Here is a 24,824-nt window from a genome sequence, read left to right on the forward strand (position 1 = left end):
TCACGCCCTACCCCAGCGCCAGCCAAACGCCAACACCCACCATCAAGGTGCCGGCGACACGGTTGAGTAATTGCACGTTGCCTCTTTGCTGCAGAAATTGACGCAACGTGCGACCGCCACTGGCATACAGCATCAAACAGCTAAATTCAGTCAGCAGAATAATCAACACCAGCACACTTAACTGGCTAGGCAGCGCTAATTTAGGATTAATAAACGGCGGCAACAGTGAGATCATAAACGCCCAGCCTTTCGGGTTAGCAATCGCGGTGACAAATCCTTGGGCCGCCAAGGACCACGCAGACGCTTGACTGGGGCTAGCGTCATCCTCCTCAGGAATGGCCATTTTCCCGCGAGATCGCCACATTTGCACCCCGATAAACGCCAGATAGGCACCACCGACGTATTTGAAAACCTGAAAGATAGACGGATAATTAAGCATCATCGCCGCCACTCCAATCACCGAGGCAATCGCCACCAGCCCCACGCCAATTAACTCGCCCCACATCATATGCAGGCTACGCTTAACCCCGATGGTCATTCCCAGCGTCATCGAGAGGGTCATACACATCCCAGGCGTCACCGAGACGAGGAAAAAGGTCGGGATAAACAAGGAAAGCATGGTGGTATCAATCAAAGAAGTTGGCATAAAGCGTAATCAGAACAAAGCACTACAGGGGCCTCTAGTAAACGCCCTTTATCGTTTGAGATCAAGCTGACTGTTGAGTTTATAACCAAGCGATTGGACTTATTGCCATTTAGACGTCCAGAAGTAAAAATATCCATTGACTTAATTTTGACTAACTCATAGCATCAATAACCAGAGCGACAGCAAGAATGTGGCACAAGCCGCTGAGTGAGTCTGCTGTGATCAAATTATTCGCCAAGGACATGTGATGATTGAGATAACCAACCTCAACAAGGTATTCGAACTCGGGGAGCGCCGAATTCATGCCCTTAATGACATCAACTTATTTATTCCCAAGGGAAAAGTATTTGGTGTGATCGGTGCCTCCGGTGCTGGGAAAAGTACCCTAATTCGGATGGTTAACCTGCTCGAGCGCCCAACCAGCGGCTCAGTCAAAGTGGGGGGCACTAACCTCACCGCGCTACCCAGCCGCCAGTTGACCCAAGCGCGCCGTAAAATCGGGATGATTTTCCAACACTTTAATCTGCTTTCGTCACGCACCGTTTTCGACAATATCGCCCTACCGCTTGAGCTAAGTGGCTCGAGCCGCGATGAGATTGAAACACGCGTGAGCGAACTGCTCGATCTGGTCGGCTTGGCCGATAAGCGTGATGTGTATCCTGTCAGCCTCAGTGGCGGACAAAAACAGCGTGTCGCCATTGCCCGCGCACTGGCGCCAAGCCCCAACGTTCTGCTTTGTGATGAAGCCACCAGCGCACTGGATCCGGCCACCACCCAATCGATTTTGTCACTGCTGCAAACCATCAACCAAAAGCTCAACCTCACCATTTTGCTGATCACCCACGAAATGGACGTGGTCAAACGTATCTGTGACGACGTCGCCATCATTGGCGATGGGGAGCTGGTTGAATCCGGCCCGGTAGGCGAGATTTTTGCGCACCCCAAATCCGACTTGGCGAAACAATTTATTCGCTCAACCCTCGACTTGTCAGTGCCGCATGATTTCGCCCAGCGCTTACAACAAGAATACTTTGAAGGCAGCTACCCGTTAGTGCGCCTTGAGTTTACCGGTGCGACGGTCGATGACCCATTAATCAGCCAGATCTCGCGCCTATTTGATATCGACATCAGTATTTTAAGCTCAGATATCGACTATGCCGGTGGCGTGAAATTCGGCCTACTCCTCGCGGAGATCATGGGCCCCAAAGAGGCGGTTGAAAACGCCATTACTTACCTCAACAAGCACCATGTCAACACGGAGGTACTTGGCTATGTTGATTGATCAACTCACCCAATGGGTTAATGAAAACAGCGCCCTTATCAACTTGCTCCTCGAGGCTACCGGCCAAACCCTGTATATGGTGTTTGCCTCCGGCATCATGGGGTTTGTGATTGGCATCCCACTAGGCGTGTTACTGCATGTGACCAAACCCGGTGGTTTGCTGGGTCAACCACAAGTTAACCAGGTGCTTGGCGCAGTCGTGAACATTGGTCGCTCCATCCCCTTTATTATCTTGCTGGTCGCGATTATTCCCTTTACCCGCATGGTGGTTGGCACCTCGATCGGTACCGCGGCGGCGATTGTGCCACTGACCGTCGGCGCGATTCCATTTATTGCCCGCTTGGTTGAGGGGGCGTTACTGGAACTACCAGCAGGGCTAGAAGAAGCGGCCAAAGCGATGGGCGCGAACCCGTTCCAGATTATTTATAAAGTGCTGATACCAGAAGCACTGCCAGGCATCATCAATGGCGCCACCATTACCTTGGTCACCTTGGTGAGCTACTCGGCCATGGCCGGTGCGGTCGGCGGCGGCGGCCTTGGGGATGTGGGCATCCGCTACGGCTATCAACGCTTTGATACCACCGTCATGCTGATCACCGTTGTGATGCTGGTGGTCTTAGTACAAGCGATTCAATCTTTTGGTGATTACTTAGTGCGACGCGCCGATCACCGCTAAATCAAACACAATAATGACGAATATGTTGCAAACAGGGAGACAGACAATGAAAACCACCATTAAAACGCTACTCGCCACGCTTGGCCTTGCCTCTACCTTGGTGCTGACTGGCTGCGGTGAGAAAGAACAAGCCGCGACCGATAATAACAGCATCACCGTGGGCGTGATGGCCGGCGAAGAAGCACAAGTGGCTGAACACGCCGTGAAAGAAGCGAAAAAGCTCGGCCTTGATGTAGAGCTAATCACCTTTACCGATTACGTCTCGCCGAACGCGGCACTGGACGATGGTTCAGTCGACGTGAATGCTTTCCAACACAAACCTTACTTGGACGCACAAATCAAAGATCGTGGCTATGAGTTCGCGATTGCTGGCAACACCTTTGTGTATCCGATTGCGGCCTACTCTTACAAGCTAGATAGCGTCGAGGATCTACCAGAAGGCGGTAAAATTGCCGTGCCAAACAACCCATCGAACCTAGGCCGTTCACTGGTATTGCTTGAGCAACAAGGCATCATCAAGCTTAAAGAAGGCGCAGGCATCAACGCCACCAAACTGGATATCGTTGAGAACCCGAAAAACGTTGAAATCATCGAGCTAGAAACCCCACAACTGCCTCGCTCGCTGGAAGACGTAGACTTGGCTATCATCAACAACACCTTTGCCGCCGGCGTGGGCCTAACGCCAAACAAAGACGGCATCTTTGTTGAAGACAAAGAGTCACCCTACGTGAACCTGATTGTGGCGCGCAAAGACAACGTCGACGCTGAAAACGTGAAAACCTTTGTTAAAGCCTACCAAACTGACGCGGTTTATAATGCCGCAATGGAAGTCTTTGACGGGGCGGTGGTAAAAGGCTGGTAAGCTAGCGTCACAATATGTTCGCTCAGACGAACGCAGCGACACTAACGAGTATCGATAACTAAACAAAATGCCACAGTGACTGGTGAAGTGACTGTGGCATTTTTTAATCTTGGCCAATAGCGGGTTAACTTGCTGCCGTGACCGGAAGCACGCGTTTTAAAATATCCGCCAGCGTCACCACGCCAATCATTTCCCCCTCTTTACTGACCACCGCGAGCTGAACGCTGGCCTCACGCATGCGCGCTAGCGCTTCGTAGATGGGCGTGTTGGCATCTAACACATACGCATTGCGAGCGACATCGCGTGCGAGTCGGTCTGCCGGTTCGAGTAGCGTATCCCGCACGTGCACCACCAACGGCTTAAGCCCCTCGTTGCCAGTCATTAAAATACGCAGATGCCCTGACGCCACGGCGACAGCACGCACCTCTGCGACCGTTGCATGTTTATCAACATGTGCCATCACCTGCCCCTGGGTGACCAAGGTTTCGATTGCAATCGAACTCAGATCGATCAACCCCGACAATTGCCGTTGAATCGCTGGTTGCAAAGTTCCCACTTGCCCAGAATGCTCAACCAATTGACGAATAGTCTGAATATCTTGTCCCCCGACCGCGGCGCTTTCTACAGGCTCAACCCCTGAGGCTTTCACCAAGCGATTGGCAATACGATTGATCCAGCGAAGTAACGGACGTAACGGCCACACATAAGCGCGCGAGACAACACCGATTGCCAAGGCTGACTTTTCTGGATGAGCAATCGACCAAGACTTCGGTGCCATCTCACCCACGACGAGGTGCAAAAATGTCACCACAAATAGCGCAAACCCGAAGGCCGCCGCATCAGCCGCCCAAGCGGGTAAGCCAACCGCGAGAAAGACGGGCCCGACCCAGACATCCACCGCTGGCTTGGTGACCGCCCCGAGAGCAAAGGTACAAAAAGTGATCCCTAATTGCGCCCCTGCCAGCATCAAGGTCAAATCATTCATCCCACGCAGCGCTGCCCGCGCCGACCCACTCTCTACCGCCATTTCTTCCAGACGATGTCGACGCGCGCCCATCAAGGCAAACTCGATAATGACAAAAAAGCCACTCAACACAATCAAAGCCAGCGTGACCACACTGACCACTAACGGATCGGTCATTGATTATCCTCCACAATGGGCTGCTCAATAAGCGTGACCCGCACCGACGTGGGAATGTGCCGTTCAATGCTTAATACATCCACTTCAAGATGGCGCATAATTGGTTGACTCTCCGCCAGTTCGGATGGGTCAATCGGCAGCGCAATGGTCACCGTATCCCCTACGGCTGGCAATGCGCCACACGCCGCAATCAATACGCCAGCTATGGTTTCGACATCACCCCGCGGCAGATCATAACCAATCGCACGCTCCACTTCGTCGATGTGCACATCACCGTCCATTAACCAAATATTGTCGCTTTCAGGGACAACCGCCTCGGCATGATCACTATCATGTTCGTCGGTAATTTCCCCTACGATCTCCATGGCCAAATCTTCAATCGTTAATACGCCAGCAAAGCCGCCATATTCATCAATCACACACGCCAGTTGATTGGTCGTGCGCACCAACTGATCTAGCGCATTTGGCAACGGCATTAATGTGGGGAGGACACTGGCAGGACGCATCACTGACGCCACGGTATCATTTGAATCCGCCTCTGTTTTCGCGAGGACATCTGACAGGTGAACCACGCCCACAGGCGCATCATTATTATCAAGCACAGGATAACGAGTATGGGCTTGCGCCATCAGCGCCAACAATTCGGACAGCTTGGTTTCTGGCGACACCCAATCAACTTGCGAACGCGGCACCATCGCATGCTCAACATCGCGCGCAGGAAAATCCAGGATCCTATCCATCATCAGTGACAACTCCACCGGCAAATCCCCGCTCTCTCGCGAGTCGGCAATAATATGGTGTAAGTCGTCTTCTGAGGCACTCATATCAAGATCATGCACCGGTTGAATCCCCACCATCCGTAGCACCAGGTTGGCGGATTTATCAAAGAAACTGATGATCCAACCAAACACCGACATATAAATCAGTGTCGAACGCGACATCATACGCGCCATGGGTTCAGCATTGGCAATGGCTAAGTTTTTCGGGTAAAGCTCACCCAAAATCATTTGCACAATCATCGCCACCGCGAGCGTCGCCATGGTGCCAATCGCGATCCCCGCTTCCAGCGACAAGCCTAGTTGTTGCAATAAAACGCCCATCGACTCGCCGACCAACGGCTCGGCAACAAAGCCCAACACCAAGCCGGTGACCGTGATACCAAGCTGCGCGCCAGACAGCATAAAGCTCGTCCGTTTTGTCACCGCCAGCGCCCGTTTTGCCGACGCATCGCCCGTCGCGGCTAAGGTCGCAAGCTTTGCGCGATCGACCGCCATATAGGCAAACTCTTGCGCCACAAAGTAGCCATTGGCGGCAATAATTAACAAAATAAAGAAAAGACCGAGCAGGAGGGTAATCATAGGTTCAATCATGACTGCATCCTTTGTTGGTGACAACGTACCAGTGAAGGGGAGTGACAATCGACGCGTGTTGGATCCACAAAATATGCCTTATGTAGAAAGAGGAATCGGAGTATATTCTGGTGATATCGATACAGTCTAGTTAATTTTTGTACACCTCACCGTCACGCGTTTGGCAGCCAAACGATTTAATACTTTTATCAATCAAATGCTCACCTTATCTTGACCCGGCTAGTGGCTGCCCCTCATCATTATTTCTACCATTCTTTGTTCGTTTGTGGTCATGCGTCTTGAATACACAGGCCCGATGCCAGAATGTATCGGCTTTCTTTTACTGCCCCGCTTTTCGATGATGGCCTTTTTCTCTGCCGTCGAGCCACTGCGTATTGCCAACCAGATCAGCGGCGAACCGCTGTTTGATTGGCAAATGATCAGTGAGGATGGCAAACCAGTGAAGGCGTCTAACGGCATGTCACTGCTGGCGGATAAAGCCATTGATGCGGTGCATGACCTGCCCTCGCTGGCCGTGTGTAGCGGTTTTGATCCTGAAGCCTATTTAAGTCGCCCCTTAATGCGCTGGCTGCACCGGCTTGATGCGGCGGGGTGCGCGCTCGGCGGGCTCGACACCGGTTGCTTTTTGCTGGCCGCTGCCGACTTGCTCAAGGGTGAGCGGGTCACCCTGCATTGGGAAAGCCTGCCCTCGTTTCAAGAACGCTTTCCGGAAGTTAGGACCTCAGATGAGCTATTTGAGCTGGGACCGCGGCGTTTTTCATGCGCAGGGGGCGCAGCGGCGATGGACATGGCGCTGGATGTGATTGCACGTCGCCACGGTACCCAGTTAGCCATCGACGTCTCTGAGCAGCTGGTGCACGAGCGCATTCGTACTCGGCGCGATCAACAGCGAATGACACTCGCCCGCCGTTTAGGCACCCATCGCCGACGTCTAGTCGACGCGGTGGATGTGATGGAACGCCATATAGAATCCCCCCTGCCTTTATCGGAGGTGGCGCAGCGCAGTGGTATCTCGCTTCGCCATCTGCAACGACTTTTTGACAGCGAGCTGAACCAGTCACCACGAAGCTGGTATTTGGGGTTACGGCTAGAGCGTGCCCATTATTTGCTAAAAGAAACCGATCTTGATGTATTATCCGTGGGGTTGGCGTGTGGGTTTAGCTCAAGCTCGAGTTTCTCCCGCGCGTTTCGCACCCACTACGGTGTGTCGCCGCGCCAGATGCGAAAAGCCCAAAGCCAGTAAAAGAAGAAAGGCAAGATAGATAAAAAAGCCGCTCACCCCGCCACCTTAATCGGCAACGGAATGAGCAGCTTGTCTCGCGTTTAGCGCGTCTCGGTGCGACGTCTTAAACCGCTATTTTTTCGCGTCCAGCTATTTTTGGCGGCTAGCTTTTTTTAGCCGCGACCAGCGAGCGGCGCGATTCACCAAACAGTGAGATCAGCACCCCGGCAGTCATCACCAGGATCACCACGCTCAGTGGCAAGGCTGCCGCGATCAACGCCGTCTGTAGCGCCTTAAGGCCGCCGGCCATTAGCAGCGTCGCCGCCACCAAGCCAATTACCACGCCCCAGATAATACGGAAACGCCGCGGCGGCTCCTCATCACCCAGTGATAAGATGGTTGTCAGCACCAAGGTGCCCGAGTCCGACGAGGTCACAAACCAGCTCATCAGCAAGAACACCATCAGAGCCGAGAGTATCCAGCCGAACGTGCCGGTGCCGACAATGCCATCAGCTGCCGCAAATAAGGCCGCTGGCAGCTCCCAAGCATTAACCAAGTCGATAATGCCAGCACTGCCCACACCACCACTGGCATACAGCTCTTGATAGATTGCATTGCCGCCAAAAATCACCAACCAGACAAAGATCAGCAAGGTAGGCACAAACAACACGCCCAACACGAACTCACGCAGGGTGCGCCCTTTGGAAATACGCGCAATAAACAACCCTACAAACGGCGCCCAGGCAAGCCACCAGCCCCAATAGAAAATGGTCCAGGCCTGCTGCCAATCTACCGTACCCGGCTCATCAGCAAACCACAGCCCCATCGGGATAAAGTTAATCGCATAGTCGAGTAAGGTTTCACCAAACGCGCCGAACAGCCACAATGTGGGGCCACCAATTAAAAAGACGCCAACCACAAACACCGACACCCAAATATTCATCTGCGAGATAATACGGATCCCGCGGCGCACACCAGAGACCGCCGACACAATCGAGATAAACGAAATCACCGCAATCAACACCAGTTGAGTCGATAAGCCAGAGGCGATACCCATCAAGCGCTCCAGCCCCACGGCCATTTGACTCACGCCAAGCCCGAGCGACGTCGCCACGCCAAACACGCAACCCAGCACCCCGAGGATGTCAAACAGATGGCCCCAGGCGCCGAAAATACGATCGCCGATAAAAGGATAAAGCGCCGAGCGCAGGGCCAAAGGGAGTTGCTTACGGTAGGCAAAATACGCCAGTGACATACCGACAATCACATAGATGGCCCAACCATGCAGCCCCCAGTGGAACACGGTGACCCGCAGCGCATCAATGGCGCGCTCATAGCCAATGGTCGCCGCGCCCGCCATGTCGGCGTGGGGATTGTTGGGATAACCAAATCCACCGGAGTTATCGAGATAAAAGATGGGTTCGGCCACCCCAAAAAACAGGATGCCGATACCAATGCCGGCAGAAAACAGCATCGAGAACCAGGAGAAGTTACTAAACTCTGGGCGACTGTCGTCAGGGCCGAGCCGCACGTTGCCGTACTTGCTGAAAACGATAAAACCGCACACGGTCAATAACAGCATCACGGTGACCAGGTAGTAACCACTAAAGGTACTTTCAATCCAGGTGCGCGTGGCACCGAACAAGACACTGGCCGTCTCTGACTCAAAGCCAGTGAACAGTACAAACGCCAATACCAATACGGCTGAACAAATGGTCATGCCGCGGTGCATGCCTTGGAAGAAGCCACCTTGCGCAAGCTCGGTGACCATGTAATCGGTCGAGGTAGCAGCCTGCTGGCTGTCACCGCGTTGGGATGAGTTTGGGGGTGTTGAAGTAGCGATAATGATTCCTCCTTGAGCCGGAAGTCGGGCCGGCGATCCCGTAATCCGCCCAGGCTCTGCTGGGCGGGACCTCATGATGGCTCACCATCTTGGTGACGACGCGCTCACTGCCTACTGGGTAGGCCGATGCGACGCCCAGCAAGCTGGGGCCACTCATTGTCGGATGCGGTAGGCAGCCGCTCAATCAGGCTGGAGACAGCATCCGGAAACGGTGCGGGGCGACCGGTTTGCGTATCGATGCCCATCAGCATCTGCTCGCTGGTGGCCAGCACCTCACCTTGGCAATCACACATTTGCATAAACACATGCAGGCGCTTTTGATCCCGCGCTAACACGGTCACGTCGACCACCAAGGTCTGCCCTTGATGCACCTCACGTCGGTAACACAAATGGGTTTCTAGGGTATAAATGGTATAGCCATGCTGGGTGCGGCCTTCGTCATCCAAGCCAATGGTGGCCATTAGCGCATCGACACCCAGCGAGAACACGCGCGCATACTCGGCGTCGTTCATGTGCCCGTTATAATCGACCCACTCGGGGGCGACGTCTATCGTTAACAGTGCCATTAGATGCGCCCTTCCAAACCTTCAGCCTCTGGCCAGTACTTCTGCGCCAAGTCTAAAAGCTCGACCAAAAACGCATCACGGCGACGGTCTAGCTCAGAGACGGGACGACCCGCGGCTTGGTGTTCACAGCCTTCAACCACTTTATCAATCAGCTCATCGGTCAGCTCAGGCGCTTCGAGTTTGGTCCACGGCAGTTTTAGCGCCGGGCCGAACTGCTCTAGCATATGGCGCATGCCCTGCTCGCCACCGGCCAGGTGGAAGGTTAAGAAGGTGCCCATCAGTGACCAACGCAAGCCACAGCCATAAACCACTGCCGCATCAATCTCTTCAGTCGTGGCCACCCCATCGTTAACCAGGTGCAAGGCTTCACGCCATAGCGCTTCCATCAAGCGGTCTGCAATATGCCCCTCGATTTCGCGCTTAACCACCAAGGGACGCATTGCCAGCGCTTGGTAAAGTGCATGGGCGCAGTCAATATGATCCGATTGAGTGGCCTCGCCGCCGACTAGTTCGACTAGCGGCAGCAAGTACACAGGATTGAATGGATGCGCTACCATCACCCGCCCCGGATGATTGTGACAATCCGTCTGCAGCTCAGTGGGTTTAAAGCCAGAGGTCGATGAGCCAATAATCGCGCTTGGCGCCGCGGCAGCATCAATCGCCGCCAAGGTTTGGCGCTTAATATCGATGCGCTCCGGCACGTTCTCTTGGATCAGGTCGGCCTCTTTCACCGCCTGCTCAAGGCTATCGACAAAGGTTAACCGAGCAGGATCCGCGCCGTCGGCAAGGCCCAGTTTTTCTAACGATGGCCAGGCATTGGCTACAAAGGCACGGGTGCGAGTGGGCGCTTGTGGGTCAGGGTCATAGGCAACCACGTCCCAACCTTGCGCCAAGGCACGCGCAATCCAGCCATTGCCAATCACGCCAGTGCCGATGACCGCTAACTGCTTGCTCATTGCTCACCTCCTTCAACCGGCTTACCCGTCTTAGGGTCAACCAGTTTCAGCGCGGCGCGCGTTTGTGCGGGTGTCATAATGCGACCGCCAAGGTTTTCAATAATGGTGCTCGCCTTTTCTACCAAGCCGCCGTTGGTCGCCATCACCCCTTTTTCTAAGTAGAGGTTATCTTCCAAGCCCACGCGCGCATGGCCACCCAGCAACATGGCTTGCGCCACCATCGGCATCTGATGGCGACCAATTCCAAACGCCGCCCAGTTGGCGTTTTCCGGCAGCTTATTGCGCATGGCCAACATGGTTTCGGTGTCCGCTTCCGCGCCCCATGGAATCCCTAAGCAAAGCTGAAACAGCGGATCGCCCTCAAGCAAACCTTCTTTTTGTAGCTGGCGGGCAAACCAAACGTGACCTAAGTCAAAGCACTCCAGCTCGGCTTTCACGCCCGCAGCCTGCACCATACGGGCTTGCTCACGCAGCCAGTCAGCGGTATTGATGTACACCATGTCGCCAAAGTTCAGGCTGCCGCAATCTAAGGTGCACAGCTCAGGCAATAGCTCGCCCACTGGCTCATGGCGCTCGGCTGGGGTTTGTATATCAGTGCCCGGCCCACCACGGCTTGGGTCTTGAGGATCCGGCACCCAATCACCGCCGCCACCGCCGGTGATGTTCATAACAATATCGACGTCTGATTCGCGAACGCGCTCCATCACCTCACGGAAGTGATCAATGTTGTGGCTAATGCCGCCCGTTTCAGGATCACGCACGTGAATATGAGCGACACTGGCACCAGCACGCGCCGCCTCAATACAGTTGTCGGCAATCTGTTTTGGCGTGATTGGCACATTGGGGTTTTTGCCCGTGGTATCGCCCGCACCGGTGACGGCGCAGGTAAGGATGACGCTGCGATTCATGTTCGGCCTCTTGTCGCTTGATTAAACTGGCCACAGTGTGTCGGGAATACAGCGTCATAACTTGACACTAAGCGACATAAAAGCCACATAAAGAGACATTGTGAGTTACTGGCAGGCTGACGGAATGGCGCAAACAAATCACGGTAGAGCGCTAAACGTGATAGCGGTTACCGATGATAACGGCCCCCCCATTTGACCCAGCAGCATTCTTGAACAACCAAGAAGCACTTCAAGCTTACTTAGACGAAGCGGTGCAAACGGGCGATCCCGCATGTATCGCCGATGCACTCTGGGTGTGATCGCGCGCGCCAAAGGAATGGCAGATATTGCTAAAAAAACCGGCCTTTGACGAGAAGCGCTCTACCGCACACTCAGCCAAAAAGGCAGTCCCTCAGCCACTGATGGCGATTGTGAATGGGTTAGGGGTGGAGTTAAGGCTTGGTGGGTCTAAGTCACTGGGGTCATTGTGGCGATAGCGGCGCTGTCGTCAAAGGCGAAATTTCGCCCAGCTGGACATACTGTGAAATGAGTAAGCCCGCACTAAACAATGCGGACTTTGGAGTAATGCGAAAAGAATAAGTAGGACGTCGTTCTTACTTGGAAATGGACAAATGTGAGTTACGCCCATAAAGCATTCTGATTTTTCGGGTTACTTCTACTATTGCAACTATACGACCCAGGGCGAGCGCATGAGTGTTCATTTTTCAACCATCGCCGGTATGCCTGCGGCTAAAACCTTCTCTAAGAAGCTGGGATTCATGAGACACCGCTTCTGTTTGGCCACCAAGCTGATCTTGGTCGGCTCAGCCCGCACCATGTTTGAGGCCATGTGTCGCAGACAGGCAAAGTTCGCGGCCCCATTGTCTTTATAAATTTGGCAGGCGTCTTCACCCATGTTGACATCCAATACCCAGTGCATGGCTTCAATGCCCCAATGCGAGCGGATGGCACGGCTTGCCTCATCGGCAGTCAGTGATTTTGAGCTGATATAGTAGCGGTACTCCAGCGACATCGGGCGCCCTTTTTCAACACGTAAAGACTCAACCATGACAAGGCTTTGTAGTGATGGCCAACGAGTAAAGTCGCCTGATAAACATTCTTTATCAATTATATAGCACTGGAGCGACTCAGTACGACCGTGGCCATGCTCAGACACAACATCGTCATTGAAGGTTCGACGTTGCTCACTGAATGCCGCGGTGATCGCGTTCGCTAGCTTTCCCTGGTTTTGTTTCACCGCTAATAAGTAATCACCACCTTGCTCAACAATAGCTTTGGCAACTTTCGTTTGACAGGCCATCGCATCGATGGTGACCAGCGCACCGCGTAAATCGAGTAGGCGAATTAACTCGGGAATCGCACTGATTTCATTGCTTTTTTCTTCAGTCTTGAGCTGCCCAAGCACCAGGTGGTTTTCGCTGGCATACGCACTGACCATGTGGATCGTACTACTTCTATCCTCACGGTTGTAAGAGCCTTTCAGCGTTTTACCATCGATCGCGACCACCTGACCATCCGTCATTTGATGGACCGCTTTCATCCAATCGATAAAGCAGGCTTGAAAGGCACTCGGTTCAATCGAAGAGATGGCACGAGCGATGGTATCGTCGGCAGGAATACCGTCTTCAAACATACCGTTACGCTTAAACCACTCATGGTGCCCGAGGATGTATTCTCGAATCTCGTACCATCCTTTCGACCACGCAATCACCGCGCACAATGAAGCAAAAAGCAGGTCGAATAGCGGGTAGGTTATCTTGGCACTCTGGCGGTTATCATCAACGGTGCTGAAGTAGTCTTTAAATATATCGATATCCACGGTATCTATCTCGAACTATTTTAGAATCGGTCTATATGATCACAGCCAGAGGTGATCGTCAAACCGATCCTTTATTGGTTAAAAAACGTTCGCGATCTCGCCCTGCTATACGACCAGCCTACATGTGGCTGGCCAAATTCCCTTATTCACTACACTTCCGCATCTTCAGCGAAAGCAATGTAGTGATATGGCAAAGATTCATCATCAATATTAATTGCAATAATCAAACAATGCTTAACATGTTTGGGTTCCAAGGCTAATGAGAGTGCATTCTCAACGTACTCATACCTACGCTCGCGGTTAGCATTCTTGAAAAGCACTACTGCTAAAGCATACTCTGAGCTTTCTGCTGGGTTATATATTAAGCTGTTCTTATGCCCTTCGACTTGCCAAGTTTTTTCCACTACTTTTGTCAGGTCCTTAATGTGGCGTGATAATTTTATTTGGTCATCTGGTGGGAACCTGTTGAGAACACTACCAATCTCACTCCAGCGAGGTGTTGACCTTTCCTCTAGTTTATTGAATACATCTTTAAACCAAGGTGTAATTTTTGGCTGAGGTTTAGGCGTCGGTATTCCTTTATCTTTTGACATGTAGTAAAGATCTAGTGATTCTGACATACCCGTGAGCACAATCTCTGTCGAAGCGTCTTTTGTGAGATTACTCAGATTGAATAGATTTGAGATATATAATCCCATAAAATCCAGCTCATCACCTATAAATTGATAGGTGTTCTCAATCTCTGCTCTACGCAATAGATAATGTACTATTTGAACGGGGTGCTCCAACAAGTCGAATAATATCTCAAAGTCACCTAAGTTCATCGAAGGGCATGGCGCGAAATCATCTGGCACCCATCCTGTAGCATCAAACAAGCGCAAGTTAGACTGTAATGTCGCAAAATCTTCAAGTGATACTGAAACACGAATAACCTTATTAATCTCGTAAATATCTACCGGCAAATCGTCGACAAAGTCCTCTATAGAGCCGCTACCTGATTTTAGTTCGTTTATCTTAAGCTCTAGACGATGAGACTGCACACTCGGCTCTATAAGAATCTCTTCCAGATGCCTTCTAATACGAGCAGGAGCCCCCCTTAATGCAGATTTCGAGATTTTCTGTGATTTCGCCTCAATGATAATGGCATGAGAGTCAATAAATGCTATCAAGTCGGTCTCAAACTGGGACTCTCCTTTAACCCACTTAACTCCACTCACAACTTTGGAGTCAGGAAACCTTCTTTTTACAATTTCCTCAATCTTGCTCTCAAGGTAGGTGGCTCTGCGTTTGTGCAATCCATCTTTATCAAACATCTCGATGATGTCATCCATAACCACAAACACAAAGCTGAAAAAAAGTTGCGGTAGAATACTGTAGAACTCATCCCCTGAACGTATTATTGGCTTGTTCCATGCAGGGTTGCTCAAGAAGAAAAACAGCTCATTCTGTTTGTGTAAGTCTCCTATTTTAAGTGAGAAATAGTCGACTATGCTCCGAACTACCTTTTCATCCAAACCAACAGTTTTTGATAACTCTTGAAAATCTATGAGGTAAATGTCAGGTATTCTCAAATCATAATGAGCTAAACATAGAGAAAATGCGTTTTCCTCCGTTAAACTAGCAACATTAAACTCTTTAAGAAATGCTTCCGCCTCTTCTTCACCCTTATCAATGAGCTTGTGATATTCAATTACGATCTCTTTGGGCTTTTTACTGCGCCTTACCTTTGCTATTGACTCAAAGTGATTAGATAGCTTTGACTCCATTGTGATTGTAAGTGATTCAAATACATCGAGAATATTAGATACAGAAAAGCCTAACTCCTTGGTTAGCATACCGTCAAAGCCCGAGTAAAGCTCTCTGCTTATGGTTTTGACTTGCGAATGGAAACCCCAGTTTCTAACCATCTGAGTATGACCCCGCAGCTTTTCCTGAATTAGATTAATGGCACCGTCTTCTGGAGATAAATTCAATCCATCTTCGCTCATACGACTAAAAGTAAAAGCAGTGCTAAGCTCTTTGACTTTATCAATAATCTCTTCAATCACCTCGGGGGTTGGAGGGTAAAAGCCAACATTTTCTTCTGGCACTTTTAAAGCCAACGCTTGAAGTATCTCTAAATGAGCTTGCTCAATCCCACTAAGAGAGCGGTTAGATTCTATCCCATCATCCGATGCACCAACGCACAGCCCATAAGCAGCTACGACAGATATCAACCCTATTGGGTCATGCTTTCTAAATATCTTGTCAATGCAATCAAGCGCGCCGGTCACCTGTTCCTTGCTCTTTGCTTCGAGTGTTCTGACCATTTTCCTGCGCTGTTCATCAGTCATGTCACCAAAGGGATTTTCCATCATTTGAAATACTGGTGATGAATCTTTGCTAACACTATTGAATGATGATTTGTTTTTTCTTCCGCGCCGCTTCTTCTTTAAATCTCTGCGCTGCTTGCTGTTTTTACCCATAACACTAGCTCAACTCAAGTTTAATCGACCACTTTATAAGAAATCATACTATCACCATTCATAGAGCAAGGCTTATTATTTCCTTTTTTATAATGAGTTATATTTCAACAATAAAATACTGACACGGCCTTGCGTAATTCTATGGAACTAAACCAGGAAGTTACGATCTGATCGGCTACATCAGTTAATAATCGTGCCCTTATGCCAAAAACTCTCTACAAAACAACCAACTGGAAGCAGTACAACAAAGCCCTAATCAACCGAGGTTCACTCACTTTCTGTGATCGATGAAGAAACCATAAGCAAGCGGAATCAAAGCAAACAGAGCAAGCACGGTAGGCCTCGCCGATTTAGTGACTTAGCCATTACTACAGCTCTAGTGGTAAAACGCGTTTTCTCTATGCCATTAAGAGCGTTGCAAGGTTTTCTAGGGTCTGTATTTAGGCTAGCTAACATACCTCTTTGGTGTGCCCTAGTAAGCTTCCAATTTACTAGGGCGGCTTATCATGTAGGCTCCTACAATTCAAAGCCTCTGCCTTGCACAAAGAACCCACAAACTGCTGCAAAAATTATCTCAAAAGGTCAACAGACCCTAGACATTACACAGACAAAAAGTAGGTCAAGCCATCGTTTCGTGATTTGTAAGGTTATTGACGCTGGCACGAAATGGGGCACAAATGAGCTAGCCCCCATTCCTTACAAAACCACCATCTGCCCCCTAATCCTTCCTATGCTCACTCTCCACCTCTTCAGCGAGCATGCCGTAGATCACGATCAGGTTATAACTGACCATGCCAAGGACTTGGCCGTTTTCGATTACGGGGGCGCGGCTGATGCCGAAGCGTTCGAATAAACGGGCGCAGTATTTCACATTCATATCGGGGGAGACGCTAAGAGCGGGTTTGGTCATAATTTCATAAACATTCACCCGTGATGGGGCGCGGTTTTTGGCGAGCACTTTTTTGGCAATGTCGTTCATTAACACCAGGCCGAACTCGTCGCTATCATCGCGTTTATTAATAATCAGTGCTTTGACATCTTCTTGGCGTGCAATGCGGATCGCTTCTTCGACCGTGGTGAGCCCATCAATACACACGGCATGGGCATGCATCACATCTCTTACCGTTTTATGTTGTTTCATAACTCGTCCTTCACCACTTCGGTTAATTCTTGCATTTGGTGGGCCACGCCCACGGCATCTTCCACATCAATTTGCACCGCGATACCACTGCCAGAGGTGGCATCAAACTCGCCCACGTCATTAATGGTTTCGAGTATGGTGCGTGCCAAGTGCTCTTCCACCAGGAAGATGGCTACGTCTCGCTGCACATCCAGCGTCAGCCCTAAAAAGGTTTTTTTCTGAACCAAGCCTTCGCCACGCGCGTTGTTAATAATGGTGGCGCCGGTAGCGCCGGCTTGTCTGGCGGCATCGAGCACCGCATCGGTTTTGGCATCTTCAATAAACGCCATGATTAATTTGAACCGCATAGGCTCTCCTTACGATGAACGCTGTGCGTGCTTTTTCTGTAAATAGGCTGTGATTTGGGCATAACCCATCACGGTGATCATCGGAAACAAACTGGCAAACGCAATTAAGCCAAACCCATCGAGCATCGGATTTCTTCCCGGTACGGTAGAGGCTAGCCCCAACCCGAGCGCCGTCACCAAAGGTACGGTCACGGTTGAGGTGGTCACCCCTCCAGAATCATAGGCCAAAGGTACGATAAACGGCGGGGCAAAATAGGTTTGGATCACCACCACTACATAGCCGGTGATGATGTAATAATGGAGCGGATCGCCCACCACAATGCGGTAGCACCCCAAAGCAATCCCCATGGCAACGCCCAGTGCCACTGAGGCGCGCAACCCATTCACCCGAATCGCCCCGCCTGAGACTTTGGCGGCTTTGATCGCCACCGCGATTAATGAGGGCTCAGCCACCGTGGTGCTAAAGCCAATCGCCGCCGCAAACAGATACACCCAGTAATAGGCTTGCCAGTTAATCTCGCCGCCTGCTTTGAGCGCTGCGCCGACAAAATCGGGAGCGGTCAGCTGCTCGGCCATCGACGATCCCAGCGGGAATAGCGCCAGCTCCAGCCCCATTAAAAACAGGCTCAAGCCCAAGATCACATAGAAAAAACCGAGAAAGATCCGTTTGGGGTTGTTGAGCGCTTTGCGCAATACAAACAGCTGAAAGCCAAAGATGATCGCGATAATCGGGATCACATCGCGCACGGTGGAGAAAAAGGTGTCGAGAAACAAGGTGAGTGGATTGTTCATGCCACCACCATGCCGTAGGCCATCACGAAGATCATCGGCGATAGCGAGGCAAAGGCAATCAAGCCAAAGCCATCCACCATGGGGTTGCGCCCTTTAATCACGGTCGCCAGCCCCACGCCGAGCGCGGTGACTAGCGGCACCGTGATGGTCGAGGTGGTCACCCCACCCGAGTCATAGGCAATGCCGATAATGCTGGGCGGTGCGACCATGGTCATTGCCACCACCAACAAATAGCCGCCAATGATTAAACGGTGGATCGGCCAGCCTTTCATAATTCGCACCACCCCCAGCACAATCGCAAAACCGACCGAAAGCGCCACGGTTAGCCGCAGCCCATTGGCGTAGCTATCTTTGGCTGCCTCTGTGGTGTTTATCATCCCGCCGTTAGCGGCGACATCTGCCGCTTCCGCCGCCACCGCGGTAAGTGCGGGTTCCGCAATAGTGGTGCCAAAACCGAGCAAAAACGCGAACGCAATCAACCAGCCTAAACTGCCTTTATGGGCCAGCGAATGTGCCATGGATTCGCCAATCGGGAATAATCCCATGTCTAAGCCGTATACAAATAAGGTCAGCCCCACGACCACCAGCACCAAGCCAAAGGTAATCGAAATCCAGTTGGGCAGCGGTTGTTGCAGGACAATCACTTGAAAAAAGCCAATCACTAGGATGATGGGTAAGAGATCGCGAAAGCTTCCTAGCAATGATTTGAATAACGCTTGCATGTAGGCGACATGACTCCCTGCGTAGTAAAATGAAAAACACACTTTTTATGCGCCTATTTATGTTAGCACTCCCAATTTGGCGTGCGAGGGGCAGAGGAGAAAACTGCGCGATCAAACCGATTTTGGTTGCGGTACGTAACAGGATACAAAGCAATCACTTGCGCTAAGTCTAAAACCCTCTTAGCGTTATCTATATCATCCATTACTCGACGTTAGGACATCAGGCATGAAACTGTTAATCACTGGCGGCACTGGCCTGATTGGTCAGGCGTTAATTCCTCGCTTGCTGACCGAGCATCAGGTCACTGTGTTATCGCGCTCGAAGCAAAAGGTCACCCAGTGCTTTGGCGATAAAGTCACGCCGTTAGAGCGCCTTGATGACCTCCCTCACCTGAATGATATTGATGCGGTTATCAATCTGGCGGGCGAGCCGATTGCCGATAAACGCTGGAGTGAGCAGCAAAAAGGCATCATCTGCACCAGCCGTTGGGGGCTGACAGAAAAGCTGGTCGAGAAAATCCATGCCAGCAGCACCCCACCTCACACCTTTATCAGCGGCTCGGCGGTAGGGTATTACGGCGATCAGCAAGATCGCAGCTTTGACGAAACCTTGGTGGTTCATGCCGATGATTTTGCCCAGCATGTGTGTCATCAATGGGAAAAAATTGCCTTGAAAGGTGCCTCGCAACACACGCGGGTGTGCTTGCTGCGCACCGGCGTGGTGTTAAGCGCTGAAGGTGGCGCGCTCAAACGGATGATGCTGCCGTATAAACTTGGCCTTGGCGGCCCCATTGGTAAAGGCCAGCAATACATGCCGTGGATCCATATTGATGATATGGTCGGCGCGATTATCCACCTGCTCAATACCCCTGAGCTTAAAGGGCCGTTTAACTGCACCGCGCCAGAGCCGGTCACCAATAAACGTTTTAGTCAGGCGCTTGCCCGTGCTTTAAAACGCCCACACGTGTTCTTTGTCCCTACTCTGGCGATTAAAACCATGATGGGGGAAGCCTCGCACTTGCTGCTCGATAGCCAGCGCGCCCTACCCCATGCGTTGGAGGACGCGGGCTTTAATTTCCAGCACCCCAAGGTGGAAGAAGCGATGCAGTCTTTGTTTAAGTAGCGGCTTTTGTCTTTCGCACAAGCGGTGTTATTAGCCGGATTTTGCTAGACGTTGTATACAAAAAAGCGGGTATCAACTTTCTTGATACCCGCTTTGTTATGCGTGAAACAAGGATGCTTACCGCCCCTGTTAACGCCGTTGCGGGTCAATCAGTTTACGCAGCATCGAAGCGACCGTGACAAACACCAGCGCCACCGCCAACACCGGCAACACCGCCCAAAGCTCTGGATGCAGGCGTACCTCCATTTCAAAGCCCCACTTAAGCAAGCCAACCATCGCCGCTTCTGCGCCGAGTACCGCCATAAGGCCAGACACAAAGGCCATCACGCCGTACTCGCTCCACAAGGTACGCTGAATACGGGTGCGGCTCGCGCCCAAGGTGCGATAGAGGTTTATCTCCTGCTGACGCTCGCTCAAGCTAATACGCAGCAAGGTGAGCAGCAGTAACAGGCCGCTGATCACCGCCAGCCCCGCCAACACCGAAAGCGACAAGCCAATTTGACGCAAAATCGACTGAATACGGCTGCTCATGGTGCGCAAATCAAGCAGCGTGACAGTCGGATACTCCCGCGCCAAGCGATTGAGCAAGGGCGTTTGCGATTCGTCGAGCCTGAAGCTCACCAGCCAGTTGGCGGGTTTGTCGGCGAGTGTCTCGCGGTCGAAAATAAAATAGAAGTTAGGCCGCATATTGCGCCACTCTACTTCACGAATCGAGTTCACCGTGGCGGTAAAGTCTTGGCCGGTCACGCTAAAGGTCAGGCTGTCGCCAATCTCAATCTCCAAGCGCTCGGCAATGTCGGCCTCCACTGACACACCATTCTCGGTTGGCCAGTCTCCGGCAATCACCTCATTGTGTGATGGCAAGGTTTCGCGCCAGGTGAAGTTAAGCTCGCGGCGCAAGGCCTCGTCCGCTTCATCACGCTCGGCTTCATCGGTGGGGATCTGGTAGCGCTCACCGTTTTTGCCCACCAGCCGGCCACGCACTATGGGGTAGGCATCGGAGCGCATCAGGCTGGCGTCATCGAGTTCACCTACATAGTCTTGCTGCTCACTCGGGGCGATATTCACCGCAAACACATTCGGCGCATCGGGTGGCAGCATCCGTCCCCAATCGGCGAGCAAGTCAGTGCGCAGCAGCCAGATAATCGCCAAGAGCATAAAGGAGATCGCCAGTGCCCCTAACTGCACGCTGCTAGCCAGTTTGTTGCGGGTAATTCGGCTTAAGGCGAGCTTGACCGACGGCGCACGCACCCGTGATTTCACCAACCTAAGCAGCCCTAACCCTGCCAATGCCAGCAAGACGATCATTACCGCCATCGCCCCCAGCACTGTCCATAGCAAGGTGTTGTCGAACGCCCACAGCGCAAGTGCCCCTACCGGTATCGCAATTAAAACAGCCGCGGTGCCGCGACGGCGACGCCCACGAGCCGCCTGCGATTGCACGGCGGCCAACGCGGGCGCATCCAGCAGCTTAAGCAGCGGCACGCCCAAGGCAGGCAGCGCCACCAACAGCGCGACGCCGGGCGCAAGCACCCAAGGCACCCAGCCATAACTGGGTAATGGCGAGGGCAGCACATCGGTCAGCGGCAAGCGCAATAGCACTTCGAGGGTGTAACCCGCCGCTAACCCCACGGCGGTGGCAAGGACAAACAATAAGGTTAACTGCCGTGCCAACCAGCGTCGCACCCATTGTTGGCTGGCGCCTAAACTTTTTAGCATCGCCACCAAATCGGCGCGGCTTTTAGCATAGTGCTGACAGGTTAAGGTTAAGGTGGCCGCGGCCATCACAATCACCAGCACCACAGTTAACGACAAGTACTGACGGCTGCGATCCAGCATATCGCCAGTGCGATCAGAGGTGTTTTCATCCACCCAGCGCTCACCATCTTGCAGTGTATAACTGGCTTTAGCCGCGCTTAGGCTGGGCTCGTCACCGGTTAAAAAGTAGCGATAACGCACCCGACTGCCTTCGCGCACCACGCCGGCGGCAGGTACATCGGCACGGTGCATCATCACCGCGGGCATCTGGCTAAAGGGGTTAAACGACAGCTCCGGCTCGGCGGCCAAAGTACCGCTGACGTTGAGATCAAGGTTACCAATTGAGACGGTATCGCCGGGTTTCACGCTCAGCAAACTGAACACCCGCTCAGACAGCCATAGCTCACCGGGTTGAATACGTCGGTCACCGCCAATCGCTTGGCCGTTTTGCTCCAGCACCAAGTCGCCACGCAACGGATACAGGCTATCCACCGCTTTCACGCTCACCAGCTGCATCTTTTGCTCGCTGAACGCCATAGTGCCAAAGCGGGTTTGTGCAGATACCGTGGCACCGGCTTGTTTAAACGCCTCAATTTGTTCGGTATTAAGCGGCTGACGAGCACGCAGCACGGTATCGGCGGCAATCAGGTTGCGCCCTTGCTGGGTGAGCACGTTTTCAATGCGATCGGCCAATGCCGACAGCGCAAACACACAGGTGATGATCAGTGCCAGCGCCACCGCCACTGGCCAAATTTGCCCGTGCAACAGTTCGCGCCACGCCCAGCGATTGAGTAGTCCGTTTTTACTCGCCATTCACTCGCTCCTGTAGTTTGCCGCTGTCCATCATCAAGGTACGCTGACAACGCTTGGCCAGCGCCGGATCGTGAGTGACCAACACCAAGGTGGTGCCATGCTTTTCGTTTAGTTCAAACAATAAATCGATAATGGTCGCCGCGGTTTTTTGGTCGAGGTTGCCGGTCGGCTCATCGGCAAATAACACGTGCGGGCGGATAATAAAGGCGCGCGCCAGAGCCACCCGTTGCTGCTCCCCGCCAGAGAGCTGTGAAGGTAAGTGTGTTTCCCGTCCTTGTAACCCTACCGAGGCCAGCAGTTGCTTGGCGCGGGTTTCATCTTCTTCCTCACCGCGAATGGTTAGCGGCAGCATCACGTTCTCAAGCGCGTTCAGTGACGGCACCAGTAAAAAACTTTGGAACACAAACCCCACTGATTCGGCTCGCAGCGCCGCGCGCGCATCGTCATCCAAGGTGGAAAGCTTGTAGCCAAGTAGATCGACCTCGCCTTCACTGGGCGTATCTAATCCGGCAAGCAAGGTCATCAAGGTGGATTTCCCTGCGCCGGACACCCCCATTAATGCAATCGACTCGCCTGCCTCGATTTGTAGCGAGACATCCTGCAGAATGGTAAGCGGCTGTTCGCGTGTCACGACATGTTTTGCAATTTTTTCGGCTCGAATAACAGGAGAGGCCATGTTACGCATCCTTACTTTGTTGTGTTTTTTGTGGGTGAGCAGTGCCAGTGCACAAACGCTCCTTGTCCTTGGTGACAGCTTAAGCGCTGGCTACCAAATGGCGGCTGAACAAGCCTGGCCTGCTAAACTACCGCGCGCGCTCGAAGAACATAATGTCGAGGTTGAGGTGATTAACGCCAGTATTTCCGGCGACACCACCGCCAATGGCCTGCAGCGTCTGCCGCAATTATTAGAACGCCACCAGCCCGAATGGGTGCTGATTGAACTCGGCGGCAACGATGGCCTACGCGGTTGGCCATTTAAACGTATACGAGACAACCTTAAGCAATTGATCACCCAAACTCGCGCGGCCGATGCCACGCCTTTGTTGGTGCAAATCCAAATCCCGCCTAATTATGGTCAGCGCTATGCACAAGGGTTTGCTGATATTTATCCTACACTGGCGGCGCAAACACAAACCCCCTTGCTGCCCTTTTTTATGGAGACTGTGATCCAAAAGCCTGAATGGATGCGTGATGATGGCATTCACCCGATGCCCGCCGCACAAGCTTGGATTGCCGATTTTATGGCAGAAAAACTCGCGCCTTACTTGTCTGACGCAACTCAATCATGAACGGGGATCTTATGGACACTGCCTCACCGCTTAATAACGCCATTTTAATCACTGGCTGCTCCACCGGCATCGGCTATGCCTGCGCCAAAGCCTTGCATGAGCAAGGACACACGGTGATCGCCAGTTGCCGAAAGGCTGACGATGTCAGCCGTTTACAGCAAGAAGGCCTAACTTGTATTCAGTTAGATGTGTCAGACACGGCCAGCATCAACCAAGCAGTCGAGGCGGTTGAGCAAATGACGGGTGGCAAGCTTTTTGCGCTGTTTAATAACGGTGCTTATGGCCAACCCGGCGCGCTGGAAGATTTGCCCACCGATGCCTTACGCGCTCAGTTTGAGACCAATGTGTTTGGCTGGCACCATTTAACCCAAGCCTTATTGCCGATGCTGCTTAATTACGGCGAAGGACGCATTGTGCAAAACAGCTCGGTGCTGGGTATCGTGGCATTGAAATATCGCGGCGCCTATAACGCCAGCAAGTTTGCCCTCGAAGGCTGGACCGATACTTTGCGTTTAGAGCTGAGCGACACACCGATTAAGGTGAGCTTGATTGAGCCTGGCCCAATTGAAACGGCATTTCGTGCCAATGCGCTCAGCGCCTTTAAACACTGGGTCGAGCCCAATAAAAGCCGTCATCAGCAGGCCTACCAAGCCCAACTTGACCGCCTCGCGGCGGACGAAGGCGGCAACAAATATACCCTGCCTGCCGACGCGCTTGTCGCGCCGCTGACGCATGCCTTGTTCTCGCCTCGCCCCAAGATACGTTATCGAGTCACTCAGCCCACGGTGTGGATGGCGGTTCTAAAACGCGTGTTACCCAGCCGCTGGCTCGATCGGGTATTGCTCAAAGGCGGTTGATGCAACAGCGAAAAAACCACCACAAAAGCGTGGCTGCTGTCGCATTTGTCATACTTTTGTCATAGACGAGCGCTAATCTGGTAGTCACTGGTGGACAACGTCCGTTAGGACACTGTCCATCGACAACGCAACATCCTCGATAACAATCATAAAGGAGCCGGCTGATGACCTTGCATCAATTGAACTGGCTCTGCTTGAGCGTCGCTTTGTGCGTGGTGCTCGTGTT

At 52.3% G+C, this 24,824-nt stretch carries 23 protein-coding genes and 1 pseudogene; 9 read left to right on the forward strand and 15 right to left on the reverse strand.

The genetic code is table 11. The features are described 5' to 3' along the window. Positions 1-7 precede the first annotated feature (7 nt). Positions 8-646 carry a LysE family translocator gene (locus BGL48_RS01785; RefSeq protein WP_069361053.1) on the reverse strand — a complete coding sequence of 213 codons (639 nt, stop codon included), beginning with the start codon at positions 644-646 and terminating at the stop codon, positions 8-10. 247 nt (positions 647-893) lie between these two features. Between BGL48_RS01785 and metN the strand changes: the two genes are divergently transcribed. From metN to metQ, 3 genes are read left to right on the forward strand one after another with little or no spacing between them, the layout of a single operon-like run. Then, positions 894-1,928, forward strand: a complete 1,035-nt coding sequence (gene metN, locus BGL48_RS01790) for a methionine ABC transporter ATP-binding protein MetN (protein WP_069361054.1) — start codon at positions 894-896, stop codon at positions 1,926-1,928. Continuing rightward, positions 1,918-2,604: a methionine ABC transporter permease gene (locus BGL48_RS01795; RefSeq protein ID WP_069361055.1), complete on the forward strand. Its 687-nt coding sequence runs from the start codon at positions 1,918-1,920 to the stop codon at positions 2,602-2,604. Before metN ends, BGL48_RS01795 begins: the two co-directional genes overlap by 11 nt. Before the next feature lie 46 nt (positions 2,605-2,650). After that, positions 2,651-3,466, forward strand: coding sequence for a methionine ABC transporter substrate-binding lipoprotein MetQ (gene metQ / locus BGL48_RS01800; protein WP_069361056.1), 816 nt, complete (start codon positions 2,651-2,653; stop codon positions 3,464-3,466). 124 nt (positions 3,467-3,590) lie between these two features. On the opposite strand, the gene BGL48_RS01805 is transcribed toward metQ, so the two are convergent. Together BGL48_RS01805 and BGL48_RS01810 are read right to left on the reverse strand one after the other, a co-directional pair. Beyond that, positions 3,591-4,607 (reverse strand): CNNM domain-containing protein, encoded by a 1,017-nt coding sequence (locus BGL48_RS01805; protein WP_069361057.1) that lies wholly within the window; start codon positions 4,605-4,607, stop codon positions 3,591-3,593. Then, a complete protein-coding gene (locus BGL48_RS01810; RefSeq protein ID WP_069361058.1) occupies positions 4,604-5,977 on the reverse strand; it encodes a hemolysin family protein in 1,374 nt (457 codons plus the stop codon). Before BGL48_RS01810 ends, BGL48_RS01805 begins: the two co-directional genes overlap by 4 nt. Positions 5,978-6,272: 295 nt before the next feature. Between BGL48_RS01810 and BGL48_RS01815 the strand changes: the two genes are divergently transcribed. Further along, entirely contained in the window at positions 6,273-7,220 is a 948-nt protein-coding gene (locus tag BGL48_RS01815; protein WP_218089793.1) for a GlxA family transcriptional regulator, read from the forward strand. 142 nt (positions 7,221-7,362) lie between these two features. Here the strand turns inward: BGL48_RS01815 and BGL48_RS01820 are convergent, their stop codons facing one another. From BGL48_RS01820 to BGL48_RS01835, 4 genes are read right to left on the reverse strand one after another with little or no spacing between them, the layout of a single operon-like run. Then, positions 7,363-9,117: a BCCT family transporter gene (locus BGL48_RS01820; protein ID WP_255377288.1), complete on the reverse strand. Its 1,755-nt coding sequence runs from the start codon at positions 9,115-9,117 to the stop codon at positions 7,363-7,365. Between the two features lie 29 nt (positions 9,118-9,146). Then, positions 9,147-9,608, reverse strand: a complete 462-nt coding sequence (locus BGL48_RS01825) for a thioesterase family protein (RefSeq protein ID WP_069361061.1) — start codon at positions 9,606-9,608, stop codon at positions 9,147-9,149. Continuing rightward, entirely contained in the window at positions 9,608-10,564 is a 957-nt protein-coding gene (locus BGL48_RS01830; RefSeq protein WP_069361062.1) for an L-carnitine dehydrogenase, read from the reverse strand. The genes BGL48_RS01825 and BGL48_RS01830 overlap by 1 nt, the downstream gene beginning before the upstream one ends. Then, a complete protein-coding gene (locus BGL48_RS01835; RefSeq protein ID WP_069361063.1) occupies positions 10,561-11,472 on the reverse strand; it encodes a 3-keto-5-aminohexanoate cleavage protein in 912 nt (303 codons plus the stop codon). Before BGL48_RS01835 ends, BGL48_RS01830 begins: the two co-directional genes overlap by 4 nt. A gap of 173 nt (positions 11,473-11,645) precedes the next feature. Between BGL48_RS01835 and BGL48_RS16440 the strand changes: the two genes are divergently transcribed. Further along, the gene (locus BGL48_RS16440; RefSeq protein WP_255377289.1) at positions 11,646-11,771 is read left to right on the forward strand and encodes a hypothetical protein; all 126 of its coding nucleotides are present in this window, start codon (positions 11,646-11,648) and stop codon (positions 11,769-11,771) included. Between the two features lie 398 nt (positions 11,772-12,169). Here the strand turns inward: BGL48_RS16440 and BGL48_RS01845 are convergent, their stop codons facing one another. After that, on the reverse strand, positions 12,170-13,291 hold the full coding sequence (locus BGL48_RS01845) for an ISAs1 family transposase (RefSeq protein WP_069361064.1): 1,122 nt from the start codon (positions 13,289-13,291) through the stop codon (positions 12,170-12,172). Positions 13,292-13,440: 149 nt separating this feature from the next. After that, positions 13,441-15,756: a hypothetical protein gene (locus tag BGL48_RS01850; RefSeq protein ID WP_069361065.1), complete on the reverse strand. Its 2,316-nt coding sequence runs from the start codon at positions 15,754-15,756 to the stop codon at positions 13,441-13,443. Between the two features lie 201 nt (positions 15,757-15,957). On the opposite strand from BGL48_RS01850, the pseudogene BGL48_RS15950 reads away from it, so the two are divergent. Then, positions 15,958-16,225, forward strand: a pseudogene (locus tag BGL48_RS15950) (transposase); the annotation flags it as partial. Positions 16,226-16,474: 249 nt separating this feature from the next. On the opposite strand, the gene BGL48_RS01855 reads toward BGL48_RS15950, so the two are convergent. Genes BGL48_RS01855 through BGL48_RS01870 form a run of 4 tightly spaced genes read right to left on the reverse strand, consistent with a single transcriptional unit; the run spans position 16,475 to position 18,758 of the window. Beyond that, positions 16,475-16,897 (reverse strand): CBS domain-containing protein, encoded by a 423-nt coding sequence (locus BGL48_RS01855; RefSeq protein WP_069361066.1) that lies wholly within the window; start codon positions 16,895-16,897, stop codon positions 16,475-16,477. Then, the gene (locus BGL48_RS01860) at positions 16,894-17,244 is read right to left on the reverse strand and encodes a P-II family nitrogen regulator (protein WP_069361067.1); all 351 of its coding nucleotides are present in this window, start codon (positions 17,242-17,244) and stop codon (positions 16,894-16,896) included. Before BGL48_RS01860 ends, BGL48_RS01855 begins: the two co-directional genes overlap by 4 nt. Before the next feature lie 9 nt (positions 17,245-17,253). Next, positions 17,254-18,036 carry a DUF1538 domain-containing protein gene (locus BGL48_RS01865; RefSeq protein WP_069361068.1) on the reverse strand — a complete coding sequence of 261 codons (783 nt, stop codon included), beginning with the start codon at positions 18,034-18,036 and terminating at the stop codon, positions 17,254-17,256. Continuing rightward, entirely contained in the window at positions 18,033-18,758 is a 726-nt protein-coding gene (locus BGL48_RS01870) for a DUF1538 domain-containing protein (protein WP_069361069.1), read from the reverse strand. Before BGL48_RS01870 ends, BGL48_RS01865 begins: the two co-directional genes overlap by 4 nt. Before the next feature lie 226 nt (positions 18,759-18,984). Here BGL48_RS01870 and BGL48_RS01875 point away from each other — a divergent pair, with 226 nt between their 5' ends. Continuing rightward, positions 18,985-19,881 (forward strand): TIGR01777 family oxidoreductase, encoded by an 897-nt coding sequence (locus BGL48_RS01875; RefSeq protein WP_069361070.1) that lies wholly within the window; start codon positions 18,985-18,987, stop codon positions 19,879-19,881. A gap of 129 nt (positions 19,882-20,010) precedes the next feature. On the opposite strand, the gene BGL48_RS01880 is transcribed toward BGL48_RS01875, so the two are convergent. After that, a complete protein-coding gene (locus BGL48_RS01880; protein ID WP_069361071.1) occupies positions 20,011-22,452 on the reverse strand; it encodes an ABC transporter permease in 2,442 nt (813 codons plus the stop codon). Beyond that, complete coding sequence (locus BGL48_RS01885) at positions 22,442-23,128, reverse strand: ABC transporter ATP-binding protein (RefSeq protein ID WP_069361072.1); 687 nt, start codon at positions 23,126-23,128, stop codon at positions 22,442-22,444. The genes BGL48_RS01880 and BGL48_RS01885 overlap by 11 nt, the downstream gene beginning before the upstream one ends. Between BGL48_RS01885 and tesA the strand changes: the two genes are divergently transcribed. Beyond that, a complete protein-coding gene (tesA, locus tag BGL48_RS01890) occupies positions 23,127-23,741 on the forward strand; it encodes a multifunctional acyl-CoA thioesterase I/protease I/lysophospholipase L1 (RefSeq protein ID WP_069361073.1) in 615 nt (204 codons plus the stop codon). The genes BGL48_RS01885 and tesA overlap by 2 nt on opposite strands. Before the next feature lie 11 nt (positions 23,742-23,752). Then, the gene (locus BGL48_RS01895; RefSeq protein ID WP_069361074.1) at positions 23,753-24,598 is read left to right on the forward strand and encodes an SDR family oxidoreductase; all 846 of its coding nucleotides are present in this window, start codon (positions 23,753-23,755) and stop codon (positions 24,596-24,598) included. Positions 24,599-24,824: the final 226 nt, after the last annotated feature.

Origin of the sequence: Salinivibrio sp. SS3 (assembly GCF_001722105.1) — a bacterium.
Taxonomy (GTDB): Bacteria; Pseudomonadota; Gammaproteobacteria; order Enterobacterales; family Vibrionaceae; genus Salinivibrio; species Salinivibrio kushneri.